Source organism: Pseudodesulfovibrio sp. zrk46 (assembly GCF_012516435.1).
Classification (GTDB): Bacteria; Desulfobacterota; Desulfovibrionia; order Desulfovibrionales; family Desulfovibrionaceae; genus Pseudodesulfovibrio.
Map to the genome: position 1 here is coordinate 3647501 of NZ_CP051216.1, position 25769 is coordinate 3673269.

The following is a 25769-nucleotide window of genomic DNA, read 5'->3' on the forward strand; positions in this document are numbered from 1 at the left end:
GGTGAAACACACTTAGAGGTCAAGGTGTTTTTTCAAAAAAATTACATTCTTTTTCGATAAAACCGGCAACCAATGGCAAATATTGACTTTATTTGAACCCACAATATCCGACACGTTCTTATGTTGTCTCACTGATAATGTCTTCTATACTATATATAAAGATAAACTGCTCTGATTCTAAAAATCAAATTCTAGAATTACACGATCAATCTTTCATATATGATCGCTTGGCCCGCCCAAAGATCGTCTGAAAATCAGTAATGCAATTACTATCAGCACTCTCTTAGAGCAATTCGTAATTACTTCGGGGAAGTACGGCAAAACGGATTCCCATCTCTGCGAAATTAATTACATGAAGTCAATGGCCGCCCACCCCTCTTCCCTTTTGAAATGTGTATGTTTTCGCCTGTCAAACATCACACCACATATATTTAACGGACTTCTTGATTCAAATTTGAAATGAAAAAGCCCGGCTCTAAGAACCGGGCTTTTATTATTTTTCTTATCACTTAAAATTCAAGACTTTTAGGAGTTCTCGGGAACGGCATAACGTCACGGATATTTGATACACCGGTCACCAACATTAACATACGCTCAAATCCCATACCAAAACCTGCATGGGGTGCGGTTCCGTAACGACGGGAATCCAGATACCACCAATAATCCTCTTTATCGAGCTCCATCTCGTCCATACGAGAGGTCAGAACATCCATACGCTCCTCACGCTGACTGCCACCGACCAGTTCTCCAATACGAGGTACCAACAAATCCATAGCTGCCACGGTCTCGTTGTCATCATTCATGCGCATATAGAATGGTTTGATGGTCTTGGGGTAGTCATAAACGAAGACCGGCTTCTTAAACTTCTCCTCACAAAGGAACCGCTCATGTTCGGTCTGAAGATCCATGCCCCACTCTACCGGGTAGTCAAACTTCTTTTTGGTCTTCTTTAGAATCTCAATAGCTTTGGTGTACTGGAGTCGTTCGAAAGGCTCATTGAGAATAGTCTCTAAGGTCGGCATAAGTGTCTTATCCACCCACTTGGCGAACAGTTCTATGTCTTCTGCACAATTATCCAGCATGTGTTGAACCAAATACTTAACCATCTCTTCTGCCAGATCCATATCATCAGCCAAATCGGCAAATGCAATCTCCGGTTCAATCATCCAAAATTCCGCCACATGACGCGGAGTATTGGAATTTTCAGCACGAAAAGTCGGACCAAAGGTGTAGCAGTCCCCCAAAGAAAGGGCGAACATTTCTACTGAAAGCTGCCCAGACACGGTCAGCGAGGAAGGCTGACCAAAGAAATCGTTCTCGGCGCCCTCCTTAGAGCCTGGCTCCAAGGTAGTTACACGGAACATCTCGCCTGCGCCTTCGCAATCAGAACCAGTAATGATTGGGGTGTGAATGTAGAAAAAATCATTGTCTGCAAAAAACTTATGTACAGCTTGGGCAAGCTCGGAGCGCATACGGAAAATTGCACCATACTTGTTGGTCCTAGGCCGCAAGTGAGCAATTCCACGCAAGAATTCATCGCTGTGACGTTTTTTCTGGAGAGGGAAAGTTTCCTGATCAGCCTCACCAAGCAATTCAATGGACTTACCACGGACTTCCCACTTTTGCCCCTTGCCAGGAGACTCGATCAACTCACCCTCAATGGCAACTGAGGCACCTGTACCAACTTTATCCAGAACAGCTACGATTTCCGGGGTGTGGTCGATAACAGCCTGAATATTGGCCAGACAGGAACCATCATTTAGCTCCACAAAGGAAAAGCCCTTGTTGTCACGTTTGGTGCGGACCCATCCTTTGATCAGGATCTCAGGCATGGGAGCTTCCGCGTTAAGTGCGTATTTTATTTTGGTTCGTTTCATGGAATTACCCTTTTGGTTATTTTTTTACTCGCTCTTAACGGTTATGTCGTTACTTGGCAACGTCATCCATATCAATATAGTCTATTGCCTCTCGAGGGCAGGTAAGCTATGAAACACGCCCAAACAGAAACGACAATCTCAACAAGAGGACCGAATGGGATTCTTTAGCAAACTAAAAAAGGCCTGGGCAAGCCCTGAAGATGTGGCTCAACAGGCTCTGGAAGAATACAAGAAAGAACAGGGCATCGAAGTTGAGGCAAAGGAAGAACCGGCCCCGGCTTCAGAAGAGGTCGTTGATCCAGTTCCTGCCTCTCCAGTTGCCACAGAAGTAAGTCAACAAGAAGCACCCGTTGCTTCTGTAGAAACTGATGCCGCGCCTACTCCCACTGAAGATTGGCAAGCAGGCCTAACGCTTTCCCTGCGGCAAGCTGAGCCCAAGCTCTCCGAGTGGTTGAATCTTATTGTTGAGGGCGTTGATGAAAAGGGCCAGAACCTCTGGGACCGTCTCGCTTTCCTGTTTAAAGCGCTTGGAGCCCCTGAAGACGAAGCACGGGATTTCATCAAGAAGTTTGATGTATGGCTCGACGAAATGGGCTACGTTGCCGTCGCTGAATTCAAGTCCGAACTCCAGTATCGGTTGGCCCTAGCATTGGAATTGGAAGATGAAGAAGATGAACGTGACCGTCTCTTCCTCAAGCTCTCCGAAGGCATTTCCAAAACTCGCGAACAGATAACCAAACGCATCGACGGCCTGCTCTCCTCCCACTCCAAGTTGGATGATGATTTCTGGGAAGAATTCGAAGAGATCCTCATCATGGCAGACGTCGGCATGGAAGCCGCCAACCAACTCATGGAGAACCTCAAGGAACGCGCCCGCAAAGCAGGCACTGACGATCCAGAGGATTTCAAAGACATTTTGCGCGATGAGCTGGAAGAAATTTTCAAAGTACCGCCGCGTATTGAAGCCGTTAATCCGCCTGAAGTGCTGATGATGGTTGGTGTCAACGGTGTAGGAAAGACTACTAGCATCGCCAAGCTCGCCTACCGCGCTCAAATGCAGGGCCGCAAAGTCCTCATCGCCGCAGGTGATACCTTCCGCGCGGCGGCTATCGACCAGCTCAAAGTATGGGCTGATCGCATTGGTGTTGGTTTCTTTGCCAAAGCAGAAGGTAGCGATCCGGCAGCCGTGGCCTATGAAGCCATGGACAAGGCTGTCAACGAAGGCTACGATCTGTTATTGCTCGATACTGCAGGTCGATTGCATACCAAGATCAACCTGATGGAAGAGCTTAAAAAGATCGAGCGCGTAGTTGGCAAGAAGCACGAAGGTGCTCCCCACCGAACCGTCTTGGTTATCGACGCGACCACGGGTCAGAACGCTCTATCGCAGACCAAGCTTTTCAACGAAGCCGTGGGGGTTGACGAAATAATTCTGACCAAACTCGACGGAACAGCCAAAGGTGGAGTCGTCGTTGCTGTGACATTACAGAACCAACTTCCGATCACCTTTGTGGGGCTCGGAGAGAAGATGGAAGACCTTCGCCCGTTCAACGGCAAGGACTTTGCCAAAGCCTTGTTAACTTAAAACCTTTTACTAGACGGTAAACATCGTGTCCGAAGAATTCAAAGATCGTAATGGCGTGGAAGAAGGCGAAGCCAGCTTTGCCGAACTGTTCGAACAGTACAGCGACGGCGGCGGTGACGACCTAAACGTAGGCGACAAGGTCGCCGGCCAGGTCATCCAGGTTGGCGAAACCACCATTTTCGTGGACACCGGCACCAAGCTGGACGGTGTTGTGGAAAAGGAAGAGCTGCTTGACGAAGAAGGCAACTGCACTGTCAAGGAAGGCGACACTGTAGAACTATATGTCGTTGGTAAGGACTCCGGTGGCATCAAACTTTCTCGCGCCCTCTCGGGTGTTGGCGGCCTCGCCATGCTTCAGGAAGCCAAGGCAGGCAATCTGCCCGTCGAAGGCAACGTAGAATCCACCTGTAAGGGAGGGTTCAACGTTAAGGTCATGCAGCGCCGCGCTTTTTGCCCGGTGAGCCAAATCGACAATCGCTTCGTAGAAGACCCTGAAGAGTATGTCGGCAAAACCATGGAGTTTCTGATTACCAAGCTGGAACAGGGCGGCCGCAACATTGTGATCTCCCGCCGCGCTCTGCTGGAACGTGAAACTGCTCAGGCCGTGGAAACCTTCCAAGCCGAAACCAAGGTTGGCGACGAGGTAGAAGGTACGGTCACCCGTCTGGCTCCTTTTGGCGCATTTGTTGAGATCATGCCCGGTCTCGACGGTCTGGTTCACATTTCTCAGATCTCCCACGGTCGCATCGGTCATCCCGAAGAAGCCGTCACCGTTGGCCAGAAGGTCAAAGCCAAGATCACCAAATATGAACAGGACGATAAGGGACGTCTCAAGATTTCCCTTTCCATGAAAGAACTCGCACAGGATCCTTGGGATACCATCACTGCTACCTTTGCCGAAGGCGACAAGGTCACAGGTAAGGTAGTGCGCATCGCCGACTTTGGTGCATTTGTGGAAATCGCTCCTGGTATCGATGGCCTGGTTCACGTCTCTGAGATGAGCTACACCCAGCGAGTTCACAAGCCAGCAGATTTCGTTAAGGAAGGCCAACAGGTTTCGGTCAAAATTAAGTCCATCGACACCGCTTCTCGCCGCATTGGCCTTTCCATGAAAGATGCAGAAGGCGATCCGTGGATGGATGTAGAAGAGAAGTACCAGGCAGGCCAAAAGGTAGAAGGCACCGTGGAGAAGCAGGAGCAATTCGGCATCTTCATTCAGCTTGAACCTGGCATTACCGGCCTGCTGCCTAAATCCGTCATTGCTCGCTCCGAAAACGCTTCCAAGTACGAGAAGCTTCACTCCGGCGATACCGTAGAAATCGTCATCGGCCAGGTAAAAGCCGGGGAACGCAAGATATCCCTCACTACCGGCGATGTTGAAGACGATGGGGACTGGAAACAGTTTGCACCCAAGAAGCAAAAGTCCTCTGCCAACGCTGGTGGAATGGGACTGCTCGGCGCAGCACTTCAAGACGCATTCAACAAGAAAAAATAGTTTCTTGCCATAACCTTGAAAGGTAAGGCCCGGTCTGGTTTTAGACCGGGCCTTTTTTGTACTTAATTATGAGACTAGAGAATGAACGCGATTACGACTGTTGCTATTAAAACGGTCCATCCTGCTCTGCTTCGAAGCCAGGGAACTCAATGCGCTGGTGATGAAGATGCAACAAATCCCCAGCAGCGTCTCCGTACATAGGATCACCAACAATAGGATGACCAATGGAGGCGAGGTGAGCACGAATCTGATGCCGTGCTCCCTTCACAATTAAACAGCGCACGTCTGTTGTATCCAAATCTCGATCATGTGCAATTGCTTCGACCTCTGTCCAGCGGCGAGTGTCCACATCGCTCTCTTCAAGCACCTTAGTCGTTTTACGATCATCACAATCCAACTTACTTTGAACTGACACGAAACCGTCAAAACGTCCCTTTACCCGAGCCTTATAAAATTTCTTGATATCGCCAGCATCTTCCAACTCGCGATATTTATTCACCCCATCAGAGTTAAGAGCCACCAGCAGAATACCTGAAGTCAGGTAGTCTAAACGATTTAGCAAAACAGGCGCTGAATCGGGAAAAAGACTGGGCAAAACATCTTCTACATTCGCCGACCCTTTGCCTTCGATTCGAGCAGAATGAACAGCCCCCGGTTTATAAACGGCAGCGAACTGATCATTACGATGTATAATCTTAAGTCCCAATTCCTCATGAGTCATGGTTACAACTCCTGACCTAATAATGAGCTCCTGCCCGGTGCGGACCTTGTACCCAGGCTTTCGTACCTTGCCATTTATGAGGACTTTTCCCTCATCGCAAAGACGGCGACGCAATCTCAGGCCTGAGCCGGGCAGAACTTCAACTAGCGCCTTATCGAGACGCACACCCTCAAGTTCCTCTGACACATTGTATATTTCTTGGCGGGACATCAATTTGATCCTATACGTACAACCAGACACAGGGCAATGAATTATCTTCCTTTGACAGCTAGCCTGGAAAAGGCCTAAACCTGTTTGGCAACAGATAAAATATCGTAATGATACAGGGAAATCCAGGCTTTCTATTCACTTCAACTACATCGAGCATTGCATGGATATCAGGGGTTTTTTGTATGTTCTGGCCGCCGCCTTTATGTGGGGTGTCATTGGTATTTTTGCCAAGGAGGTTCTGGCCGAAGGAGTAACGGCCCTTGAGATAGCCTTTTGGCGAGCAGCACTGGCCTGGGTCATGTTCGTCATCCATGCAGCGATCCAAAAGGAACTAAGAGTCCACCGTACTGACCTTCCTTTTCTATTCGGTTTCGGGTTCATTTGCGTCACCCTGTTCTATGGATCTTACCAACTGGCTATCCGCGATGTCGGCATGGCCATGGCTGCAGTACTGCTCTATACGGCTCCCGCTTGGGTTGCATTCCTCTCATGGTTGGTTCTTAAAGAAGAAATGACGCCTACAAAATCCATCTGCGTAGCCATGACTATCATTGGCGTTTCCTGCATTAGCCTCGGCCCAAGTCTTTTGAGTGGTGGCACCATCCAACTTGACTCCTTTGGTCTTATTGCTGGATTGGTGTCAGGGTTCACATATGCGCTCTACTACATTTTCGGGAAGAAATACCTACACAAGTACGCCACGCCAACTATCTTTGTATACGCGCTGCCCTTTGGAGCAGCCTTACTCTTCCCTTTTGTCGAATTTCATCCCAAATCAGCTTACGCATGGTCCATGCTTATTTCCATGGCCGCTGTCACAGCATATGGAGCCTTCAACGCGTATTATGCAGGCCTCAAACGAATGGAAGCAACCCGCGCCTCTGTCATTGCGACCTTTGAACCGATGGTGGCCGCTGTGCTGGCATATATCCTGTTCGGTGAGAAATTCTCTCTCCTTGGCTATGTGGGCAGTAGCTTGATCATTGCCGCTGTATTTCTGGTCGTTTTATCCGGTAGTAAATCCAGCCGGGCGGCTGGCGAGGAGGCATAATCAATGTCACAGCTCAAGCAGGTTAAAGCGTCTGCCGGATCAGGCAAGACCTACCAACTCACTCGCAGGTTCCTAAGCCTGCTAGACAAAGCTGATGAAAACAAACACGCCTTTACTTGTACTGTCAGCCCCCACAAAGGATATGCTTGGCCAGAAATCATGGCCGTGACCTTCACCAACAAGGCTGCCACGGAGATGAAGGAGCGCGTTGTATCGGGCCTCAAACACGCTGCTTTGGATTTGGGAGACCAAATGACAGACTGCTCTCCGCAGACTGCCTCTCGCGCCATCGATTCCATCTTGCGTCGATATCATCGTCTGAATATCCGAACCATTGACTCGCTACTGGCGCTACTCCTTCGACTCTTCGCACTTGAATTCGGCATCCGTCCAGACTTCCAAATGATCTTTGACGAGAGCGAAATGTTCGACGCGGTATACGACCACTTCGTTCTCATCTGTGAAGAAGATGGCCTTGAGCACGAACTACTGGCGGCAGCCATGGACACCATGATCCGCTCTGAAGGTCGATCCGGCTTCTGGATGCAGGACATGATCCGCCGACGACTGTTGGATTTGACTCGCTTCCTGCGCACCGAGTCCGGCCCGCTCCTAACGGACCAAGAGGAAATCAAGGCTCTGCTCACTGCAGCTTATGCCGACTTTCAACAGACCGTGAAATGCACACTGGAGTATTTCGCCGACACAGGTTTGCCATTTGCCAAACGATTCATTGATTTTCTCATGAACAGTCAGGACCTCGGCCTGTTCGATCCCCCTAAGGACTCCGCGTATATAAAGAAGGAAAGCCTGCGAGACTGTGTAAACAAGAAAGGCAAAGACGACGTCAACAGCCGTGCCGAAGCTGAATACGCCCACCTCAAGGAAGCATGGCAAACCTACGCTACAAACCATGCGGCGCTAACAGGAGCCTATTTTCTAGCTCCTGCGGTGGAGATAGCCTTGCGCCTACTCAACGGTCTCAATCACCAGCAAAAAGAGCAAGGTCTGATCCTCGGCTCGTCACTGGCCGGGTTCGTTAATGAACTGCTCACATACAACGAGGCTGTATCCGAAGCATACTGCCGCCTCGGTTGCAGGTTACATCACTTATTAGTGGATGAATTTCAGGACACCAGCCGCGAACAATGGCAAGCCATCACCCCTCTATCACAAGAGTGTCTCGCCAAAGGCGGTTCACTTTACTACGTCGGCGACGTCAAACAAGCCATCTATGGCTGGCGTGGCGGAGACTCTGCCCTGTTCGACGAGGTGCTCTCTCAACCCGACCTAGCATCACTCGCACTGAATTCGGGAAGCGACACCCTGCCTAACAACTGGCGCAGTTTCCGCAACGTGGTGGAGTTCAATAACGAGTTCTTCCGTAATTTCGAAAATATCATTCACGCATCTGATCTGGCCGATACTCTATTTAAAGATGCACCAGACAACTTTCGAGCCAGCTTTGCCGACGATCTTACCGGCAACTTCGAGGATTGCGCCCAAGCCATCCCGCCTCAGAACGAAGAAAGCGAAGGTTATGTTCGTATGACCCGTTTACCAGGCGGGCGTAACGAAGAGATCGAAGAGCAAGCGCTGGTAGCCCTCGACGAACTAATAGATGAACTTACCAAACGCCGCTACTTTCGCGATATCGCAATATTGGTCCGCACTCATGGGCACGCTTCGTTAGTATGCGATCTGCTGGTACAAAAAGACATTCCGGTTATCACGGAAAACTCTCTTCAATTGGATCGTCATCCTATTATCCGCCAATTAGCCGGTCTGCTGGGCTTCCTTGACTTTCCGCGTGATGATGTTGCCTTTCTCACTTTTGCCGCAGGCAATGAACTCTTCCTTGCCGAAACCGGCATCACAGAAGAAGAATTTCACAACTGGCTCATCAAACCTAAAAAGCGTCCCCTCGGCGTCTGCTTCCGTGACGATTACCCGGATCAGTGGCAACAATTTATTGAGCCGTTTTACAATCAATCAGGTCTGATGACACCCTACGATTTAACTCGCGAAGCCATTCGGACCTTTCGCGTGCTAGAACGCCATCCGGACGCAGAGCTCTATGTTCGTCGCTTCTTGGAGGTCGTTCACCTTGCCGAAGAAAACGGCTATGGCTCACTGTCAGCATTCTTGGAGTACTGGGACGAAAAATCAGGTGAGGAAAAGGTTCCTCTACCGGAAAACATCGACGCAGTGCGCATTATGACCATTCACAAATCAAAGGGCCTGGAGTTTCCAGTTGTCATCGTGCCCTTCCATAACTGGGCTGTGCGTCCAGACCAAGACTACCTCATCCGCAAGGTAAAAGGACAACGCATACTCACCCCCATGAAGAAAGGAATGGGCAAACCCTATCTCACAAGCATGGGGCGCGCAGTGAGAGAACAGTTGAACCTTCTTTATGTGGCCTGGACCCGTGCCCGAGAAGAGCTCTATGGGTTCTTTACGGAAAAACCTGTGCACTACCCTGCACTGGCCGCCTTGAATCTTTTCCTCGATCTGGAGGAAGACGAAATCTTCGAATACGGCACCCTGCCCCAAGATGGCGAGCCATCACCGCCTCCGCCCAAGCCCGAACCTCAGCAGCTTGATAAAGGCAATACCGAAAATCTTCTCATGGAATGGCTACCGCGCCTGCGCGTATACCGACACAATCGTGACGAGTTCTTCTACAATGAAAAAATGCGAGGCGAGGTTGCTCATAGAGTAATGGAACATCTACGCCTCACTGGAAACGATGAAGAAGATACCAATCGAGCCGTACTCCTTGCTCTTCAGGATTTTCCCATATTAGCGGCACTTGATGAAGAGACCATGCAGAACCTCGATTCAGACCTGCGCACCATGACTCGTTGGGCTTTGACCGATGACAACCTTCGCCGTTGGCTCGACAAAGGAGACCGCGAACCCGAAATCATGGATGCTGAAGGCAACTTCAAACGGCTGGACCTCCTCTACCGGCAAGACAAAACTGTAGTGGTAGACTTCAAGACAGGTCAGCCTACTCCCAAAAATCGTGAGCAGGTACTTGATTATATGAATATTTTGAAAGAGATGGACCCAACTTGTGAGCCAAGCGGTTATCTCGTGTATTTTGATCTTCAGGAAATCCACGAAGTCGCGGAGGATGTATAAATGAATCCTGTCATCCTCATTCCATGGCAAAACGACTTTCTTCCGGCATTGGGCCAGCATCTAGTTGAGCGCGATGACTTCAGTCAATGTACAGTTCTTTTCCCGCACAACCGCCCACGTCGTTACCTCAAGGATTATTTTAAAGGCCATCCGGACCTGAATCCCCCTGTATTCCTTCCTCGCATGACCTCTATTGCGGAATTCGTATCTTCCATCAGACGCAATCTGACCGACACCCCGGTCACACTGGCAAACCAACTTGATTTGGTGGAAATGCTACGTGAGATAGTCAATGATCTTCGGATAACAGGTCGAGGGCTTCTAGCTCGTCTCCCAGAACTAGACCGCGAGAGTTTCCTGCCATGGGGTATCCGCTTAGCTAAACTCATGGATGATTTGTTGCGACAAGACATTGAACCTGAAGACCTCAAATACATGGAAGGCGAGGTATCGGCATACGCCAGTGGTCTGCTGGAGCAGCTAAGTAGCATCCACCACGAATACGTGACTCGGTTATTTGCTCGAAACTGGACCACACCCGGTTTGGACTGGCGATTCATCACTAACAATATCAAAGAGGTATCGGCCCACCTTTCGGGCACTCCCGTCGTTGCCGCTGGATTCTATGCCCTTAGCGGGGCAGAAGACATATTCTTCCGCCGTCTTTGGGAGGACGGCATTTTGACTCCAATCATTCATTCCGATCCAGTATTGGCAGAAGGGAAACGTCCTCACTGGTCTGCCGCAGAGCACACAGCATGGCTTGAACGTTGGAAAACAAAAGTCGAAATCCCGACTGACATCCCCCGAAACAATAGCAAACCCTCAATACGTTTTTGCGAAGGCTTCGACCGCCACTCTCAATTGGCCGCATTGACTGATGACATGCATAAAACCACTGATCTGGATCGAACAGCCATTATTCTTCCAGACGAAGGCGCGCTCATGCCTGTGTTGCACCACCTCCCGGAAGTTGAACCCAACATATCCATGGGGTATCCCTTGGAGCGCACCTCTCTGGCACGCCTTGTCGAAATAATCATCTCCTTGCAGGAGAACCGACTGGAAGACGGGCGCTATTCATGGCGCGACGTCATCGCCCTTATTCGTCATCCCTACCTTCGATTGCTCGGCCCGGACAACAAGCCGTTGCGTAAGATCTTCCACATCTGGGAAGCCGCCATACGCATGGGCGAGAGATATGTTCATCCTCTTCACTGGGAGCCGCCCTACGACGATCCCATTCTGGATGGCGTGGATAAAAAGGTCGCAGAGCCACTCAGACAGGAAATTCTTCATCATTGTCTCACTGCCTTCGAACAGGTCCACTCCCTCGAAACACTGGGGGAAGCCCTAACAGGGTTAGCTGTGATGCTTCACACTCATGGCGAAAAGCTTTGGCATGGCTACCTCGTGGACGCTGAGTGCCTTTTCCGGCTGACGACTTCAGTAATCCCACAATTACAAAGCGTTGAAACTGGTAGCGAAGAATTTCGAAAAACAACCCTTTTCGCACTGCTGCGCCGTATCATTTCGCAAGAGCGCGTGTCCTTCGAAGCAGAACCATTGGCTGGCCTCCAAATTCTCGGTGTGCTGGAAACCCGTTTGTTGCAATTCAAGCGTCTCTTCATTCTTGATGCAGTAGAAGACCGACTGCCAGGCACCAATCCTTACGACCCTCTCCTTCCTGATGCTCTCCGAAAAGTACTCGGCCTACCCGACACTCGTGAACGAGACAACGTATCCGGCTACAATTTCTATCGACTCTTAATGGGGGCCGAGGAAGCTGTCATATACTACCAGAGCGGAATCCAGCCCGGACTGCTCGACTCCAAATCCGTTCGCAGCCGTTTTGTCGAACAACTCCTCTGGGAAATAGAGAAAAAAGAAAAGCGTATCATAGAGACAGGCGACGAAGTCATTCGTGCTGTAACTTTCCCTGCAGGCTCACTACAGCAGGATGCCCGCTCCATACCAGTAACGAAACACTTGCGAACTTTACTGGAAACGACCTTACGCGAAAAAGGGCTCTCTCCCTCGCGACTCGACCAATATTTGCAGTGTCCCAAACAGTTTTTCTATTACTACCTCGCCAAGATACGCCCCATAGATCACTTAGATGAAGATGGCGATCGCAGCGAATTCGGCACGCTCATACACAATGTCCTGCGCGAGCATCTGAGCAAATACATCGGCCAGAAGACCGATCTCGCAGCCTTGGATCCCCTGCCCCTGACCGCTCTGTTCGACCAACGCTTTAGAGAAAGCGAACTCTATGCCCAAATCCCACATGACACACGGCTAGCGCTCACTAATACTGGCCGCCATCGTCTGACCACCTTCCTTGCCTCACAAGAACCAGCCAAGCTTCTCTCTCTTGAACAGCAGATCCACGCTACTGTCGACATGGAAGGACTGATCATTCCTCTAAATGGCCAACTCGACCGAGTAGAAGAACGTGACGAAGGCATCTTCATCATGGACTACAAGACAGGCGGAGGAGTTTTACCTAAAAAGGCTTTCTGGGAAGATATGAACCTTTGGGATCGTCTGCACGAGTTCGGCCCTGAAAATACCGATCCCATGCTTCTAAATGATCTGAGCAAATCCGTTCAAAGCGTCCAGCTTCCTGTCTACATGCATCTCTACAGTGAATCTGAAGAGACCTCGCCATTCGATGCAGGACTCATCAAACTGGGCGAGGATGGGAAGACCGATTACGTTTTCGGCAAGAAATGGGCAGACTTGGAACGACGTGAAGCTATTAACGAAATGACTCCAGTGTTAGTAAAAACACTGATTCGGCACATGCTCACGGCAACTCAATACACAGCTCAACCAGGCCGCCGCTGCCAATGGTGCGATTTCAAAGCTCCATGTGGTGCATAGTTTATTTAAGGAGTCGACATGCAATACAGTGAAGGAACTATCGGACGAGTTTTTACTCTGCGGCTTGAAGAGGATGAACGTGTTCCGGATTGTATTGAGCAATTCGCCAAGGAGCACGACATAAAAACTGCATACTGCGCCATGCTTGGCGGCGTGGATGGTGGCAACATCGTAGTCGGCCCCAAGGATGGAGAAGCTCCTACCATTGCCCCAATGCTCCACGCTATTACCGGCGCCCATGAAGTAGCTGCTCTTGGCACCATCTTTTCCGACGAAGAAGGTTCGCCTATTCTGCACATGCATGCTGCCCTGGGACGTGATGGCAAGACTCGAACCGGATGCATTCGACCAGGCCTGGATGTGTGGCTGGTGGGAGAAGTCATTATCATGGAAATTCTCGGCACAGACATGATCCGCAAGACCGAAGCCAAGAGTGGCCTAAAACTGTTATCCAAGAGGGATTAAATGTATTCAGCCGAAGTTATCATCTGTGGAGGAGGTATCATCGGCCTCACAATAGCTCGCGAACTCATCAAGACCGGCACTTCCAGCATAATCATTATCGACAAGGAAGAAGAGCTTGGCCGTCATGCATCTGGACGTAATAGCGGCGTTCTCCATGCCGGTATATATTATGATCCCGGCACATTAAAAGCAAAGATGTGCCTGAAAGGCAATCAGCTAATGCAACAGTATTGCGAGGTTCATGGTCTACCGCTTTTCAAATCGGGCAAGGTCATCGTCACTCGCACCGCAGACGAACTTTCCACCCTTGATGAACTAGAACAAAGGGCAATGGCCAATGGCGGAAATGTGGAAATGATCGATGCCAAACAGCTTGGCGAGATCGAACCCAACGCAAAAACGGTAGAGCGTGCCCTCTACTCTCCCCTGACCGCTGTGGTCGACCCCAAAACCATCTTGGCACATATGCGACTTGAATTGGAGCGGACCGGCAAGGTCCGTTTCTTTTTGGGAACTCGTTTCATAGACAAGGGCACAAAAAACGTCATCAAGACCAACAAATGTGACATAGGCTATGATCTCTTCATCAATGCGGCCGGGTCATACTCTGACAAGGTAGCCCAAGCATTTGGCATCGCCGAAAACTTCAGGCTACTGCCGTTTAAGGGCATCTACCGCCTCTTGAAAAAGCCTGCAGCGGCAAAGATTAACGGCTCAATCTACCCCGTGCCAAACATCAAAAACCCCTTCCTCGGCGTACATTTCACCCGCAGCGTTCATGGAAACGTCTACGTCGGCCCCACTGCTATCCCGGCATTTGGCCGCGAGAACTACGGAATCCTGCGAGGTATCGACAAAGAACTACCGTCAATCCTGTGGCGTGATATTGAAATGTTTTTAGAAAATAAGAAGTTCCGGGATGTCGCTTTGGAGGAACCTAGAAAGTATCTCTACAAGTATTTTTACAAGGACGCGGAAAAACTGGTCAAACACCTGACTCCGCACGACATGCGGCCTAGCCCTAAGGTCGGAATCAGACCACAACTGGTCGACATACGCACCAAAGAAATGGTTATGGATTTCCTCATTGAACGATATGACAACACCATACATATTCTCAATTCTATTTCTCCGGCCTTTACCAGTTCAATGTATTTTGCTGAATTAGTAGTAAAAAATTATGTGCAAGGTAAACAGAATACCATTTAAAACACGTGTTTATCTTGACTTAACTCTCTTTTGAGCGCAAACCACACATAATCTGATTAATATATGAGGTACCAAAAATGAAACTTCCCAGTCTGTCGTTCGGCGATCTGACGGCCAAAATGCCTGTTATTCAGGGCGGTATGGGCGTCGGCATCTCGCTTTCCGGCCTGGCCAGCGCTGTTGCCAATGAAGGTGGCATCGGCGTTATTGCCACTTCTATGATCGGCATGCGCGATCCCCTGCGCGCCAAGGATCCTGAAGCCGCTGACCACCGCGGCCTTATCGAGGAAATCCGCAAGGCCCGCGCAAAAATGCATGACGGTCTTCTCGGCGTGAACATCATGTGCGCTCTGACCAACTACGGTGACATGGTTCGCACCTCCATCCGCGAGGGCGTGGACGTTATCATCTCTGGCGCTGGTCTTCCCATGGATCTCCCCGGCTACCTTCGCGAAGTTCGCGAGGAACTCAAAGATGACGTCAAGACCAAACTGGTCCCCATCGTCTCCTCTGGTCGCGCCGCAAATATCCTCTGCAAAAAGTGGATGAAAAAATTTGATTACCTGCCCGATGGCTTCGTTGTTGAAGGCCCCAAGGCTGGCGGCCATCTCGGCTTTAAAGCAGAACAGCTCGAAAAGCCGGAATTCCAGCTTGAGCAAATCGTCACTGAAGTCATCGACGCCGTGACCCCGTTCCGCGAGAAGCACAACAAGGACATTCCTGTCATCGCAGCGGGTGGTGTATACACCGGTGAAGACATCGCCAAGTTCCTTGAACTCGGCGCATCCGGAGTCCAGATGGGCACCCGCTTCGTCGCCACGCACGAATGCGATGCTGACGAAGAATTCAAGCGTGCCTATGTTGAAGCGAAGAAAGAAGACGTCACTATCATCAAGAGCCCTGTCGGTCTGCCCGGTCGAGCCTTGAAAAACGCCTTCCTTGATGCAGTTTCTTCTGGCCTGAAGCAACCCAAGAAATGCGTTCACAAGTGCCTGCATAGTTGTGCGGAGGAAAAATCTCCGTATTGTATTGCTCAGGCCTTGGTAAACGCATACCGAGGCAAACTCAAACACGGCTTCGCATTCGCAGGAGCCAACGCCTATCTTGTTGATAAGATCGTATCCGTCAGGGAACTAATGGACTCCCTGAAAGATGAATACGAACGCCGCATCAAATAGCGCACCCTCAGTTTACATATATAAAAAGGCGGAACCGAAAGGTTCCGCCTTTTTTGTTTGCGATCTGATTGAGAAGCAACTGAGGAGTCTTCTCACCACCACTTCGACTATTCGAAACGTCGTGCAGTGATCAAAGAGATGGGATCGACAGGAACATCATCGTACCCCTGCCACTCACGAGTCCGCACCTTGCTGATTTTCATGGCGACGTCCATACCGTCAATGACTTCTCCGAATACACAGTAGCCGAAGTTCTCATCATCTTCGCCTGTGTGGTCGAGGTCTGGATTGTCGGCCACATTGATATAGAACTGAGCAGCTGCGCTGTGCGGATCAGGCAGTCGGCCCATGGCAACGGTACCTTCAAGATTCTTCAAGCCATTAGTGGCTTCGTTCTGAATGGCATCACGAGTTTCCTTTTCCTCCATAGAGAAAGTCAACCCACCTGTCTGAATCATAAACCCCTTGATAACACGATGGAAAAGAGTGCCGTCGTAGAACTCATCATCAACGTACTTAAGAAAATTCTCGACGGTAATGGGGGCCTTGTCCGGGAAAAGTTCAATGAGAATCTCGCCTTCTGGGGTTTCCAGAAGAACCATGGGATTTTCCATTATTTACTCCATCTAATTGGTTATTATTTCTTATCGAAATCATCGCCGTGTCCAGCACCGGACAACGGGTGCGCTCGGTCGTATACCTGCATGATGCGCTGCATGTCCAGATGCGTATAGCGCTCAGTTGTCGTAAGTCGCTCATGGCCAAGCAACTCTTGAACACTACGCAAATCAGCTCCAGCTTCAAGCATATGAGTGGCAAAGCTATGCCTCAACATATGCGGATGAACATCCTTAGGAAGCCCTGCTAAACGGGCCAACTTAGCAACAATACGGTTGGCTTGGCGCCGATCCAGTCGCTTTCCTTTTCTAATGCTCAAAAAAAGGGCCTGTTCTGCATAGTTACCATCTTGAATGAGAGCATGACGCTGCTCCATATATCGACGAATTCGCTTCACGGCGGCATCACTCAAAGGAACAATGCGTTCCTTGGAACCTTTTCCCACCACTCGAATGACGTCAGAATCAAGATCATTGAGGTCAAGATTGAGAGCTTCACTAATGCGTAGGCCAGAACCGTATAACAATTCGGCCAAGGCAATATCACGCAAACCTTCCGGATCAGGTTCAACATACGCTTCCATCATGGACACGGCCTGATCCACATTCAGCACCTGGGGATGCCGCTTTTCCTGCTTGGGATTACGGATACCCACCATCGGATCACGAACAATTAACTTATGCTTAATTAAATATTTGAAATAGGCACGCAAACTGGAAAGCTTTCGCCCCATGGAAGTCTTGGAGAGACTGCGTCGATGCATATCAGCCAGATACCCACGCACATGATCTCGATTAATTCGACTAGGAGTTTCGAGCTTTCGCTTCACTCGTCGGAGATATTCGTCAAACTGTTCCAAGTCAGTACTATACGAACGGATAGTAGCACCAGAGTAGCCTTTCTCAACCTCTAGAAAGGCTAAAAATCCACGAACCATTTCGCCGTGCTGACGATTATTTGCGCCGGTCGATGACATAGCTGGACTTGGGATCTTCCTTGGCTTTTTTCTTTAATTCCATAGCAACAGATGAGACTTCACCATAATGTTTAATGCGACCATCAACGTTGATCACCACGGCGATAGACACAGCCATCAGGGGAAATATCTTGGTGTTTCCCTCACGATCTACCGAAGTGATATTGCCCCGTTGACGATCTTCGTGATCATAAAAATGTGGTACAATGTCATCGAAAGCCTTGATGATCTTCTTGCAAGCGTCTTCAACCTTGTCCGGAGGCAGGATAAAGACAAAATCATCACCACCTACATGCCCCACGAAACTACGAACTCCAGGAAAACTTTTGATGGTGTTCACGATGAGTCTCGCAGACATCATCAAGATTTCATCCCCCCGTGAGAACCCATATTTATCGTTGTAGGACTTGAAAAAATCAAGATCACAATAGGCTAACGCAAAGTCTTCTTTTGTATCTATAAGAGACTGAATTCTCTGAATTATAGAAGTATTCCCCGGCAACTTTGAAAGAGGATTAGCATCAAGCGCACGCATAGCACGACACAAGGTCAGATTGATTCTGTCTCGTACTTCTGATGGATTGAAAGGACGTACAAGAAAATCATCTACTTCAACCTCATTCCAGTTCCACGGCTCTTCTACATCGATGGGATCAACGCACATGACAACGGGAAGCTGGCGATACACGTTCTCGCTTTTGACAAGATTAGCGATCTCACGCCCAGAGATATCTTTGAGTCGATTGTCAACGACCAACAGATCCGGGGGTTCGTTGAACATCTTCTCGATAGCCCCACCACCATGGTCAAACACCACAAACTCCAGAACCTCAGGAGACCAGAGTTTTTGCAGCATCTCGGCAAACGACGTGTCCGGGGATAGTAAAAAAGCAGTCTGTTTCCGCTGAAACAGGGAGTCTTCAAGGGGCTGAGTCATGAAAGGAAACTAGCACCGGAGACAGCTTACGTCAAAGCGATCCGGCAAGCTTAGTGTTAAAATGTCAGATCGGAAACCTCTAACAACTGCTCGGACATTTCGTCCATAACCTTGTCGAGATCTGACATCTTAAAGCCCAACTCGATAAGAGCCTCAGGACGAAGATACGCTGTTTGATCATCCCCGGAATTACCGAACTCGAATAGACGCACCAAAAAATCGGCGATATGAACAACACAAGACATTGGTTTATAGAACTCGGCCAACTGCGGTGCATGATGACGCGCCATGGCCTCACGAATATTCGGGGGGAGCCCCCAATGCCGAGCAAGCCATGCATTGATACGGTCATGTCCAAAACCAAGTACATCTTTCTCTGATTGGAAGTAGGTCAGTTCCTTCACTGCGACCGTGTCCAGAATTTGCTTATGAACGTCTGGCAACTGGACTGCGGTTACAACCTTACCTAAATCATGGAGCAGTCCTGCTACTGCATATTCTTCAGGATCTTCAAACCCAGCACGACGAGCGATAATGTTACAAGCCGTAGCACAACCAAGACTGTGCTCCCACAACCCCTTCATGGCCTGGACCATCATATCAAAGACAGAGGTGGAAATGATGATACCGCGGATGACATTAAAGCCAAGGAGGACCAAGGCATGCTGAATGGAACTAATACGACCGGGGAAACCATAAATGGGTGAGTTAACCATCTTGAGGACCTTAGCCGAAAGAACTTGATCCGTAGAAATGACTTTCGCGATGGCCTCACTAGACGTCTCAGGGTTCTCAATAAGACGAGTTACCTCATCAAGGACATGAGGCAGGGTTGGCAGGTCTTTAACCGCGAGGATTTCGCCCTTGATGCTGGTTTTCAGATCAGCTTCCATGACTATTCCTCGCCTCCGCCATTCTCTTCAACGTTTTCTCCCTTGTCCTCATTCATCAGAGCTTCCATGGCCTTACGCTTGGCTTCCTGAGCAGCAGCTTTCAATTGGAAATACTTACTAATACGTCCTTTGACACGCATCATCCACTTATCTCTTGCGTACTTGCGGAACAAAACATCCATCCGTTCCAAACGTTCCGCGTAAACCGTTCCTGCACCAGCTCCTCCCATGTCCACGGGATTGCCCTGCACCGTAATGCGATCAATATCCATATTCTGAAGGCGCGAGATAAGGCTGTCTGTCAACTCCATTCCCTCGGCCATAATGGTCATACCATTATCCTTGGTCACGGGTTTAGCCAGCTTCATACCGGGGGCGGCGAGATCAATGGGTATCTTCTGCATGGGATCCTGGTTACGTATCAGTCAGTAAGATATGAGGTTCGCGTAGGCACAGTGTACACGTCAGACCTAAGGCACTCAAGTTAGTGCCCCTTAAATTTTGTCAAAAAAGATTAGCCCGCCCATAAGAACGAAACCAACCGCTGCAATCTTTTTAATGATACTGGGTGAGACATACTGACAGATAAAATTAGCAAACATAACCCCAAGGAAACTGACAAGAACAAGCGCTAAAGAAGAACCAAGAAATACAGTCCAAGGCTTCTGCGTCTTGGCGGTCATAAGCATACATGCAAGTTGAGTCTTGTCACCCAACTCAGCCACAAACAAGGTACCAAAAGTGGTGGCAAGCAGTTTCCAATCCATGATTTTTCTCTCTTCTAGCCCACACCTGCGATGCGACTATGCTTCCTTTGCAAGGTACCACATACCGGGCAACTGCTGCACAGCTCCTCTCATTTCCAGCATGATCAAAACCTTGCTGATCTTCGCCGAAGCCCAATCCAATTCCCTTCCAAGGGTATCAATATGCACTTTGTCGGTCTGCCACAGAACGGCCATGACTTCTTTTTCTTCATTATTGAGGACAATGTCCTCCCGCTCCACAGCAGTAGGACGCTTTGACTTCTTGATAGGGGCGCCATCGAGCGTATCTTTCAGCTTAACGTTTGACCGAAGATCTTTCTCTTCCTTTGTGTTCGCCGCTTTCTTCTGCTTTGTCGAGTTTTTTACTCTGACTTCACTCTCATCAATCTCTTCCTCTGCTTTAACAGGTACTGGATCAGGAATATTCTCCAACTCCCGAGCAAAATCATATCGCAATATCTCAAGAATATCCTCGGCGTTTTCCACCAAGGCTGCCCCTTGCTTGATAAGGCGATGACAGCCGGTAAACGTTGGCTGTCCAAGAGGACCAGGCAAAGCAAAAACATCTCGCCCCTGCTCTCCTGCTAAGCGAGCCGTAATCAGACTGCCGCTGTTATGCGCAGCTTCAGCCACCAACACACCGAGCGACAGTGCACTGATGAGACGATTGCGATAAGGGAAATGCCCTGCGCGAGGGGTTACGCCTGGACCATATTCTGTCACGACCAGTCCTTTCGAGTACAGAGCCTTGCGCACATCGAGATTGTCATAGGGATAATCCACATCCAGACCGCACCCTAGCACGGCAATCGAACTGCCAATTCCACGCAAGCCACCAAGGTGCGCCTGACGATCAATGCCAAGAGCAAGACCGGAAACAACCGTGATCCCGATGTTTGACAACTGAGTACTGATCCGCCCGGCTGCCTCCAAGCCCAAAGAAGTACACTCACGAGCCCCAACAACGGCTACACCAGGATTGCTGAATAGCTTCACGTCCCCAGCCACATAAAGCATGACCGGGGGATCTTCCAACTGTTTTAAGCAATTAGGGAATCGGGGATCAAACCACGTGACAACATCCATCCCAGCCTTGCGGGCCGCATGGAACTCCGCTTCCGCTTTGTCTCGCCAAGCTTCATCCCGGCAATTACGGACAACACTTTTGATGTAATGATTCTCGACACCCAAATCACGCCATGAATCAGGCTTTTGAACCGCTTCATAGGCATTGGAAAAATGAGAAAAGAGTTGTTTCCAGACCTTAGGGCCTAATCGAGGCGTATGTTTCAGCGCCAGACAGGCGAAAAATTCTCTTTGTAGGTCCATAAATTACGCAACTCACTGAAAAACAAAGGCCGGAACTCTCATCTTTCCGATGGGTTCCGGCCAGAAATGTAAATGAAGCAATTAGCCGCCGAGTCTGTTCAACTCTTTTCTGCCCAACTTGGCTGGACCGGATTGAGGGAAATCCTCCACCAGTGCCCGCAGATAGAAGATGGCGTTATCATTGTCACCAACCTTTTCATACGACATACCAATTTTGAGCAATGCTGCCGCAGCCTTGGAATGCTTGGGGAATCGTCCGGTGACTTCTTTAAAGGCGAGGATTGACTGGCCATAATCCTTTTGAGAGTAGAAGGTCTCGCCCTTCCAATACAAAGCATTAGGGACCAAGTCATCCTTGGGATACTTCTTGATGAACTCATCGAACCCACCTCGAGCACCTTCAAAATCGCCCTTATTATATTTGGCAAGGGCCATGTCATACATAGCCTTGGCAGGAGACACACGAGGCTTTGGCTTCATCTTGGGTTTGGACTCGACTTTGGAAGCAGTAGGCTTATCCCGACTGATGATCTTAGGCTCAGGCACGACAGGCGGAGCACCAGGGACTTTATCCCACGGTTTCTCTTCATCGCTTTGTGCCATAGGCGCCTTGGGAGCACCATCAGGCTTCTGGCCTTCCACCCATCCATCTTCTTCAGGAGAGAGATCGGTCACCCACCCTTTACCTGCAGGCGGAGCACTATCAGCCATGTCGTCCGGAGCGTCCATCATGGTGCCGCCAGCTTTCAAAGCAGCCAACTCCAGTTCCATGGCAGTCAGCCTCTCCTTAACAGCCTTGGCGTCTTCGGCCTGCATATCTGCCTGCCGACGCTGCTCTTCGCGGAAATTCAGGAAGCTTTCCTCCAGGCTCTTGATGCGCCATTCGGTACTCGCGGTGTCCGTGGGTGTCGGCTGCTTGGCGGCGTTACACGCCATCATCGACATACACACAGCCGCAAGTGCGACAAGCTTCAGATATTTCATTCAGAGTTCTCCCATTATTCACGTTGAATGCTTTACAGTGAAATAGGCGATGTAGGGACTTTTTGCAAGGAATCGTTGAGAATTGGCTACAGCTTTGCCTTTGCCGCAACCTTGCGCCCCGGCACTTTTTCAGGCAATAAACCCTCGCGGACCGAACTAGGGTCGCCATCCCAAAATCCGGAGACATCAAATCATGACTATCAATGAAACACTGACCATGACCGCCCTCCTCCTTGCCCCGGCTTTCTTCAGCCTGCTGGGCATGGCTGCTTTTGGCAGCCCGGTGGTCGCAGTTCTCGGCGAAATCGCCGCAAAGACCAAATCAAAGGTCTTTTATGACAAATACGGCCAGCAAACAGCCTCCATGGGGCTGGTCCTGCTCATCCTCATCCTTATCATCCAAGGCGCAGCCATAGGCGTTGCCTACACCAAATTTCCGCAATTCATTCAGCAATTCTTTACGGCTGAAACACCGCTCCTCAAGGCATTCATTGCCTTTGGTGCATTTATCATTTTCGCTCTTCCATATCTGACTCTCTGGAAAAAGATGCGTCAGTCCAAAGGCTTCCACATGTTCCTCGGAATTGGAGCCGCTCTCGCTTCCATCTGTCTTATCGCTCTCGGCGTTCCGGCCAAACTGATGGCCACCCTGCCCACTGAGACCGTACAGGAGCAGTTGGCTCTCGGCGCGCAGTCCATGTTCCTGCCGATGGCGATTATGTACACCCTGTTGACCATCGTGGCCGCAGCCGGTCTCAGTTGCACTTATCTCGTCCTCCGTCGCAAGAAGGACGATTTCGGACGTGACTACTATAATTTTTCTCTGAAACTTGCCGCACGTTGGGCCACCATCCCCATGTTCGGCTTTCTGGCATGCCAGGGCTGGCTTTTCACCACCCTCCCCGCCAACTTCAAAACCATGGTCCTCGGCACCCCGCTAGGGATTGTCTGGGCTGCCGGTTGCGCTATGGGCTTCATCTGCGCCATCGTCTGGATTCTCATTGCTCGCAGCGAGAAACCCCTTCAACTCAAAGGGCTCACCTTCCTCGGCTGCCTGCTCATGTGGCTCATGCACACCGCTAATGCGACGCTGTTTGTGAACTTCATGTCCATGTTCTAGTCGTTCATTCGACATCAATCAAAAGGCCGGGCAGCAATGCTGTCCGGCCTTATTTTTTTGAACTTTCAGGGTTCCCTATCGTGGGAAATTATCCGTAACCACTACAGACATATCCCTTGTAAACCACATCGCAGCGACATCGGGAAAATCCTCGTGTACAAAACGACTGCCCACATCCGGTCCCATAATAAATAATGCTGTAGCCAATCCATCGGCAAGCTCTGCGGTATTAGCAATGACCGTCACGCCAGCAGAGGCTTCAGCAGACTCCATATCAGAGGGATTGATGATGTGATGACGAAGACGAGTCTCACCCGCTTCTTTCATTTTGACGAACTGCTGGTAATCTCCAGACCCACAGACACCTTTCTCTCGAACAGTCACTGTACCGTAAACAGATTCCTCTCGAGGATTCCGTATCCCGACAGTCCAATCACGCTCGCCAAAACAGTAGAAATCTCCACCAGCCTCGACAATGCCAGCACGAACATGCTGCTTGCGCAACAAAGCCACCGTTGCGTCAATAATGGCCCCCTTGGCGATACCACCGAGGTCAATTGCCATCCCTTTCTTTCTTAGCAGAACACGATGATTCTCGTCGTCAAAATCTATCTGACGATAATCCACCAAATCCGCTTTTGCTCTCGCAACAGTTTCATCTAATACATAATAAAGAGGGGAAGTTGTCAGAGCACCAATCGTGGGATCAAAAACACCGTCAGACGCATGAGCCAAGTCAACCGCACGGCGAATGAGCGCATAAGCCCGCTTGGTTGGTTTGACATAGTGTTCACCCGCAGATTGATTGATTCTGTATACCGACCCCTTGGGAGTACGGTGATCCAAATCTCTCTGAATATTACGCATAAAGGCCAAAGCTTTCCGAGCAGCATCGTCAGCCGCCCTGCGGCTATCAGCCTCTAAGGTCAAATTGACCACTGTCCCCATGGCGACATCAGTATATTGGTAAAACTCATCATCAGGATCCGTTGGGAGGCTCAACGTCAAATACAGCCCTGTCGCAACAACTGCCATTATGAATAATGTAAGAACCGCACCATAAGGCATCAAACGCTCATATCTCGGACAGTAATAGCCCCACATTAGGAGACAGGCCCAACCAACAAGTCCCGACACAACAAACACGTAGCCGATGTTGCTAAGGGACTGAATTATAAGACCACCCATTAACGGTCCTAAAACAAAACCAAGACTGGTCACCACATGGGTAACGCCAAAAACTCGCCCCTGTTGAGTGCCTGATGAAGAAGCTACGGCCATGGACTCAGGGATCGATAAAGCTGCACCTGTTCCCATGATGATGCCAGCAATAACGAAATGCCATAATTGGCCACCGACTCCAGCAAGCATCAATCCCAATCCGCTTGCAAGCATGCCCGCCATCACAAAATCGCACTGATAGCGCCGCTTTAAAACGGGAACTAACGGCAGCACCAAACAAGTGATCAACCCGGGCAAGGCAAACAACAACCCGACTTTTGGTCCACTGATGCCAAGAGTTACTGTCAACAGAATTGGGTAAAAGGCAATGGTAAGCCCAATACCAAAGGTGCGGCCGAATATTGCTAACAACAGCGCATAAAACCGCTTCTTATCAAAATGCTTATCTGATTGAGGACGCTCCTCACGTCCTTTGGTAGCGATATCAGTAGGAACAAAAATCAAGATGAGCACGAAGGCAACAATCATACAAAGAGACAACCCTCCCAGTATTGGAGTCATTGTTCGACTCCAATACAGAAGCCCACCGAGCAAAGGACCTACAAACGCCGCAGCATTGAAAGCCAGAGTGTGGACAGAAAACCATCGCGCAAGAGAGTTGTGTGGGACGTTACCGCCCAGCACGGCCAGCCCCACTGGACGAATCAAGCCAGAGCACACACCGAGGATGAACTGTATGACATAGAGGGAAGCAACATCAGGGAATACAACATATCCTAAAGAGGTTGTGGCAGCCAAAGCTGTTGCAAACATTAGTGGCCAACGAGGAGAAAACTTGTCCGCCCAGATCCCGCCCAGCGGCCCGACGAGCAACCGCGCCAGAAAGAATCCGGCAAAACCAGTACCAAGCCATGTACCACTTACTTTGGCATCAAGGCTAACCAACGGAAGAGTGAACGACACCAATCCAATCCCCAGCGTGGCAAGGAAGCCACAGGCGATAATGGCGCACAACGCACGAGTTATTTTCTGACGTTCATTTTGCATATGGTTTTTGTTCCGGTTGGCGCACTGTGGACGCAAATTCCTTGTTTTGGCAAGCATGTTCCGCTCTACAAAAGTGAATCTTTTCC

At 49.7% G+C, this 25769-nt stretch carries 20 protein-coding genes; 9 read left to right on the top strand and 11 right to left on the bottom strand.

Going from position 1 to position 25769, the window contains the following annotated elements:
- Positions 1-509: 509 nt before the first annotated feature.
- Positions 510-1877 (bottom strand): asparagine--tRNA ligase, encoded by a 1368-nt coding sequence (asnS, locus tag HFN16_RS16615; RefSeq protein WP_168891809.1) that lies wholly within the window; start codon positions 1875-1877, stop codon positions 510-512.
- 154 nt (positions 1878-2031) lie between these two features.
- Here asnS and ftsY point away from each other — a divergent pair, with 154 nt between their 5' ends.
- Complete coding sequence (gene ftsY, locus HFN16_RS16620) at positions 2032-3462, top strand: signal recognition particle-docking protein FtsY (RefSeq protein WP_168891810.1); 1431 nt, start codon at positions 2032-2034, stop codon at positions 3460-3462.
- Between the two features lie 25 nt (positions 3463-3487).
- Positions 3488-4957: a 30S ribosomal protein S1 gene (locus HFN16_RS16625; protein ID WP_168891811.1), complete on the top strand. Its 1470-nt coding sequence runs from the start codon at positions 3488-3490 to the stop codon at positions 4955-4957.
- A gap of 106 nt (positions 4958-5063) precedes the next feature.
- Here HFN16_RS16625 and HFN16_RS16630 read toward each other — a convergent pair whose 3' ends face one another.
- Complete coding sequence (locus HFN16_RS16630) at positions 5064-5888, bottom strand: RluA family pseudouridine synthase (protein ID WP_168891812.1); 825 nt, start codon at positions 5886-5888, stop codon at positions 5064-5066.
- 160 nt (positions 5889-6048) lie between these two features.
- Here HFN16_RS16630 and HFN16_RS16635 point away from each other — a divergent pair, with 160 nt between their 5' ends.
- The 6 genes from HFN16_RS16635 (at position 6049) to HFN16_RS16660 (ending at position 15830) form a co-directional block, all read left to right on the top strand.
- Positions 6049-6939 carry an EamA family transporter gene (locus HFN16_RS16635; protein WP_168891813.1) on the top strand — a complete coding sequence of 297 codons (891 nt, stop codon included), beginning with the start codon at positions 6049-6051 and terminating at the stop codon, positions 6937-6939.
- A 3-nt stretch (positions 6940-6942) separates the two neighbouring features.
- On the top strand, positions 6943-10089 hold the full coding sequence (locus HFN16_RS16640) for a UvrD-helicase domain-containing protein (protein ID WP_168891814.1): 3147 nt from the start codon (positions 6943-6945) through the stop codon (positions 10087-10089).
- Positions 10090-12978, top strand: a complete 2889-nt coding sequence (locus tag HFN16_RS16645; RefSeq protein WP_168891815.1) for a PD-(D/E)XK nuclease family protein — start codon at positions 10090-10092, stop codon at positions 12976-12978.
- A gap of 18 nt (positions 12979-12996) precedes the next feature.
- Positions 12997-13443 (top strand): PPC domain-containing DNA-binding protein, encoded by a 447-nt coding sequence (locus HFN16_RS16650; protein ID WP_168891816.1) that lies wholly within the window; start codon positions 12997-12999, stop codon positions 13441-13443.
- On the top strand, positions 13444-14652 hold the full coding sequence (gene lhgO, locus HFN16_RS16655) for an L-2-hydroxyglutarate oxidase (protein WP_168891817.1): 1209 nt from the start codon (positions 13444-13446) through the stop codon (positions 14650-14652).
- Positions 14653-14729: 77 nt separating this feature from the next.
- Complete coding sequence (locus tag HFN16_RS16660) at positions 14730-15830, top strand: nitronate monooxygenase family protein (protein ID WP_168891818.1); 1101 nt, start codon at positions 14730-14732, stop codon at positions 15828-15830.
- A 107-nt stretch (positions 15831-15937) separates the two neighbouring features.
- Here HFN16_RS16660 and HFN16_RS16665 read toward each other — a convergent pair whose 3' ends face one another.
- The 8 genes from HFN16_RS16665 to ybgF form a co-directional block, all read right to left on the bottom strand.
- Positions 15938-16444 (bottom strand): peptidylprolyl isomerase, encoded by a 507-nt coding sequence (locus tag HFN16_RS16665; RefSeq protein WP_168891819.1) that lies wholly within the window; start codon positions 16442-16444, stop codon positions 15938-15940.
- Between the two features lie 23 nt (positions 16445-16467).
- Complete coding sequence (locus tag HFN16_RS16670; RefSeq protein ID WP_168891820.1) at positions 16468-17424, bottom strand: tyrosine recombinase XerC; 957 nt, start codon at positions 17422-17424, stop codon at positions 16468-16470.
- Positions 17402-18361 (bottom strand): diguanylate cyclase, encoded by a 960-nt coding sequence (locus HFN16_RS16675; protein WP_168891821.1) that lies wholly within the window; start codon positions 18359-18361, stop codon positions 17402-17404. Before HFN16_RS16675 ends, HFN16_RS16670 begins: the two co-directional genes overlap by 23 nt.
- 56 nt (positions 18362-18417) lie before the next feature.
- On the bottom strand, positions 18418-19254 hold the full coding sequence (locus tag HFN16_RS16680; RefSeq protein WP_168891822.1) for an HDOD domain-containing protein: 837 nt from the start codon (positions 19252-19254) through the stop codon (positions 18418-18420).
- Positions 19255-19256: 2 nt separating this feature from the next.
- Positions 19257-19658: a hypothetical protein gene (locus HFN16_RS16685; protein ID WP_168891823.1), complete on the bottom strand. Its 402-nt coding sequence runs from the start codon at positions 19656-19658 to the stop codon at positions 19257-19259.
- 90 nt (positions 19659-19748) lie between these two features.
- On the bottom strand, positions 19749-20021 hold the full coding sequence (locus HFN16_RS16690) for a TMEM165/GDT1 family protein (protein ID WP_168891824.1): 273 nt from the start codon (positions 20019-20021) through the stop codon (positions 19749-19751).
- A 36-nt stretch (positions 20022-20057) separates the two neighbouring features.
- Positions 20058-21350 carry a DNA-processing protein DprA gene (dprA, locus tag HFN16_RS16695; protein WP_168891825.1) on the bottom strand — a complete coding sequence of 431 codons (1293 nt, stop codon included), beginning with the start codon at positions 21348-21350 and terminating at the stop codon, positions 20058-20060.
- Positions 21351-21431: 81 nt separating this feature from the next.
- Complete coding sequence (ybgF, locus tag HFN16_RS16700; protein ID WP_168891826.1) at positions 21432-22334, bottom strand: tol-pal system protein YbgF; 903 nt, start codon at positions 22332-22334, stop codon at positions 21432-21434.
- A gap of 193 nt (positions 22335-22527) precedes the next feature.
- Here ybgF and HFN16_RS16705 point away from each other — a divergent pair, with 193 nt between their 5' ends.
- Entirely contained in the window at positions 22528-23454 is a 927-nt protein-coding gene (locus HFN16_RS16705; protein WP_247648371.1) for a hypothetical protein, read from the top strand.
- A gap of 75 nt (positions 23455-23529) precedes the next feature.
- Here the strand turns inward: HFN16_RS16705 and HFN16_RS16710 are convergent, their stop codons facing one another.
- Entirely contained in the window at positions 23530-25740 is a 2211-nt protein-coding gene (locus tag HFN16_RS16710) for an MFS transporter (RefSeq protein ID WP_247648372.1), read from the bottom strand.
- Positions 25741-25769 lie beyond the last annotated feature (29 nt).

What these genes read in the sequence shown, in the direction of transcription:
- asnS (WP_168891809.1), bottom strand. Translation starts at nt 1,877, where the DNA reads ATGAAACGAACCAAAATAAAATACGCACTTAACGCGGAAGCTCCCATG.
- ftsY (WP_168891810.1), top strand. Translation starts at nt 2,032, where the DNA reads ATGGGATTCTTTAGCAAACTAAAAAAGGCCTGGGCAAGCCCTGAAGAT.
- HFN16_RS16630 (WP_168891812.1), bottom strand. Translation starts at nt 5,888, where the DNA reads ATGTCCCGCCAAGAAATATACAATGTGTCAGAGGAACTTGAGGGTGTG.
- HFN16_RS16635 (WP_168891813.1), top strand. Translation starts at nt 6,049, where the DNA reads ATGGATATCAGGGGTTTTTTGTATGTTCTGGCCGCCGCCTTTATGTGG.
- HFN16_RS16640 (WP_168891814.1), top strand. Translation starts at nt 6,943, where the DNA reads ATGTCACAGCTCAAGCAGGTTAAAGCGTCTGCCGGATCAGGCAAGACC.
- HFN16_RS16645 (WP_168891815.1), top strand. Translation starts at nt 10,090, where the DNA reads ATGAATCCTGTCATCCTCATTCCATGGCAAAACGACTTTCTTCCGGCA.
- HFN16_RS16650 (WP_168891816.1), top strand. Translation starts at nt 12,997, where the DNA reads ATGCAATACAGTGAAGGAACTATCGGACGAGTTTTTACTCTGCGGCTT.
- lhgO (WP_168891817.1), top strand. Translation starts at nt 13,444, where the DNA reads ATGTATTCAGCCGAAGTTATCATCTGTGGAGGAGGTATCATCGGCCTC.
- HFN16_RS16660 (WP_168891818.1), top strand. Translation starts at nt 14,730, where the DNA reads ATGAAACTTCCCAGTCTGTCGTTCGGCGATCTGACGGCCAAAATGCCT.
- HFN16_RS16665 (WP_168891819.1), bottom strand. Translation starts at nt 16,444, where the DNA reads ATGGAAAATCCCATGGTTCTTCTGGAAACCCCAGAAGGCGAGATTCTC.
- HFN16_RS16670 (WP_168891820.1), bottom strand. Translation starts at nt 17,424, where the DNA reads ATGTCATCGACCGGCGCAAATAATCGTCAGCACGGCGAAATGGTTCGT.
- HFN16_RS16675 (WP_168891821.1), bottom strand. Translation starts at nt 18,361, where the DNA reads ATGACTCAGCCCCTTGAAGACTCCCTGTTTCAGCGGAAACAGACTGCT.
- HFN16_RS16680 (WP_168891822.1), bottom strand. Translation starts at nt 19,254, where the DNA reads ATGGAAGCTGATCTGAAAACCAGCATCAAGGGCGAAATCCTCGCGGTT.
- HFN16_RS16685 (WP_168891823.1), bottom strand. Translation starts at nt 19,658, where the DNA reads ATGCAGAAGATACCCATTGATCTCGCCGCCCCCGGTATGAAGCTGGCT.
- HFN16_RS16690 (WP_168891824.1), bottom strand. Translation starts at nt 20,021, where the DNA reads ATGGATTGGAAACTGCTTGCCACCACTTTTGGTACCTTGTTTGTGGCT.
- dprA (WP_168891825.1), bottom strand. Translation starts at nt 21,350, where the DNA reads ATGGACCTACAAAGAGAATTTTTCGCCTGTCTGGCGCTGAAACATACG.
- ybgF (WP_168891826.1), bottom strand. Translation starts at nt 22,334, where the DNA reads ATGAAATATCTGAAGCTTGTCGCACTTGCGGCTGTGTGTATGTCGATG.
- HFN16_RS16705 (WP_247648371.1), top strand. Translation starts at nt 22,528, where the DNA reads ATGACTATCAATGAAACACTGACCATGACCGCCCTCCTCCTTGCCCCG.
- HFN16_RS16710 (WP_247648372.1), bottom strand. Translation starts at nt 25,740, where the DNA reads ATGCTTGCCAAAACAAGGAATTTGCGTCCACAGTGCGCCAACCGGAAC.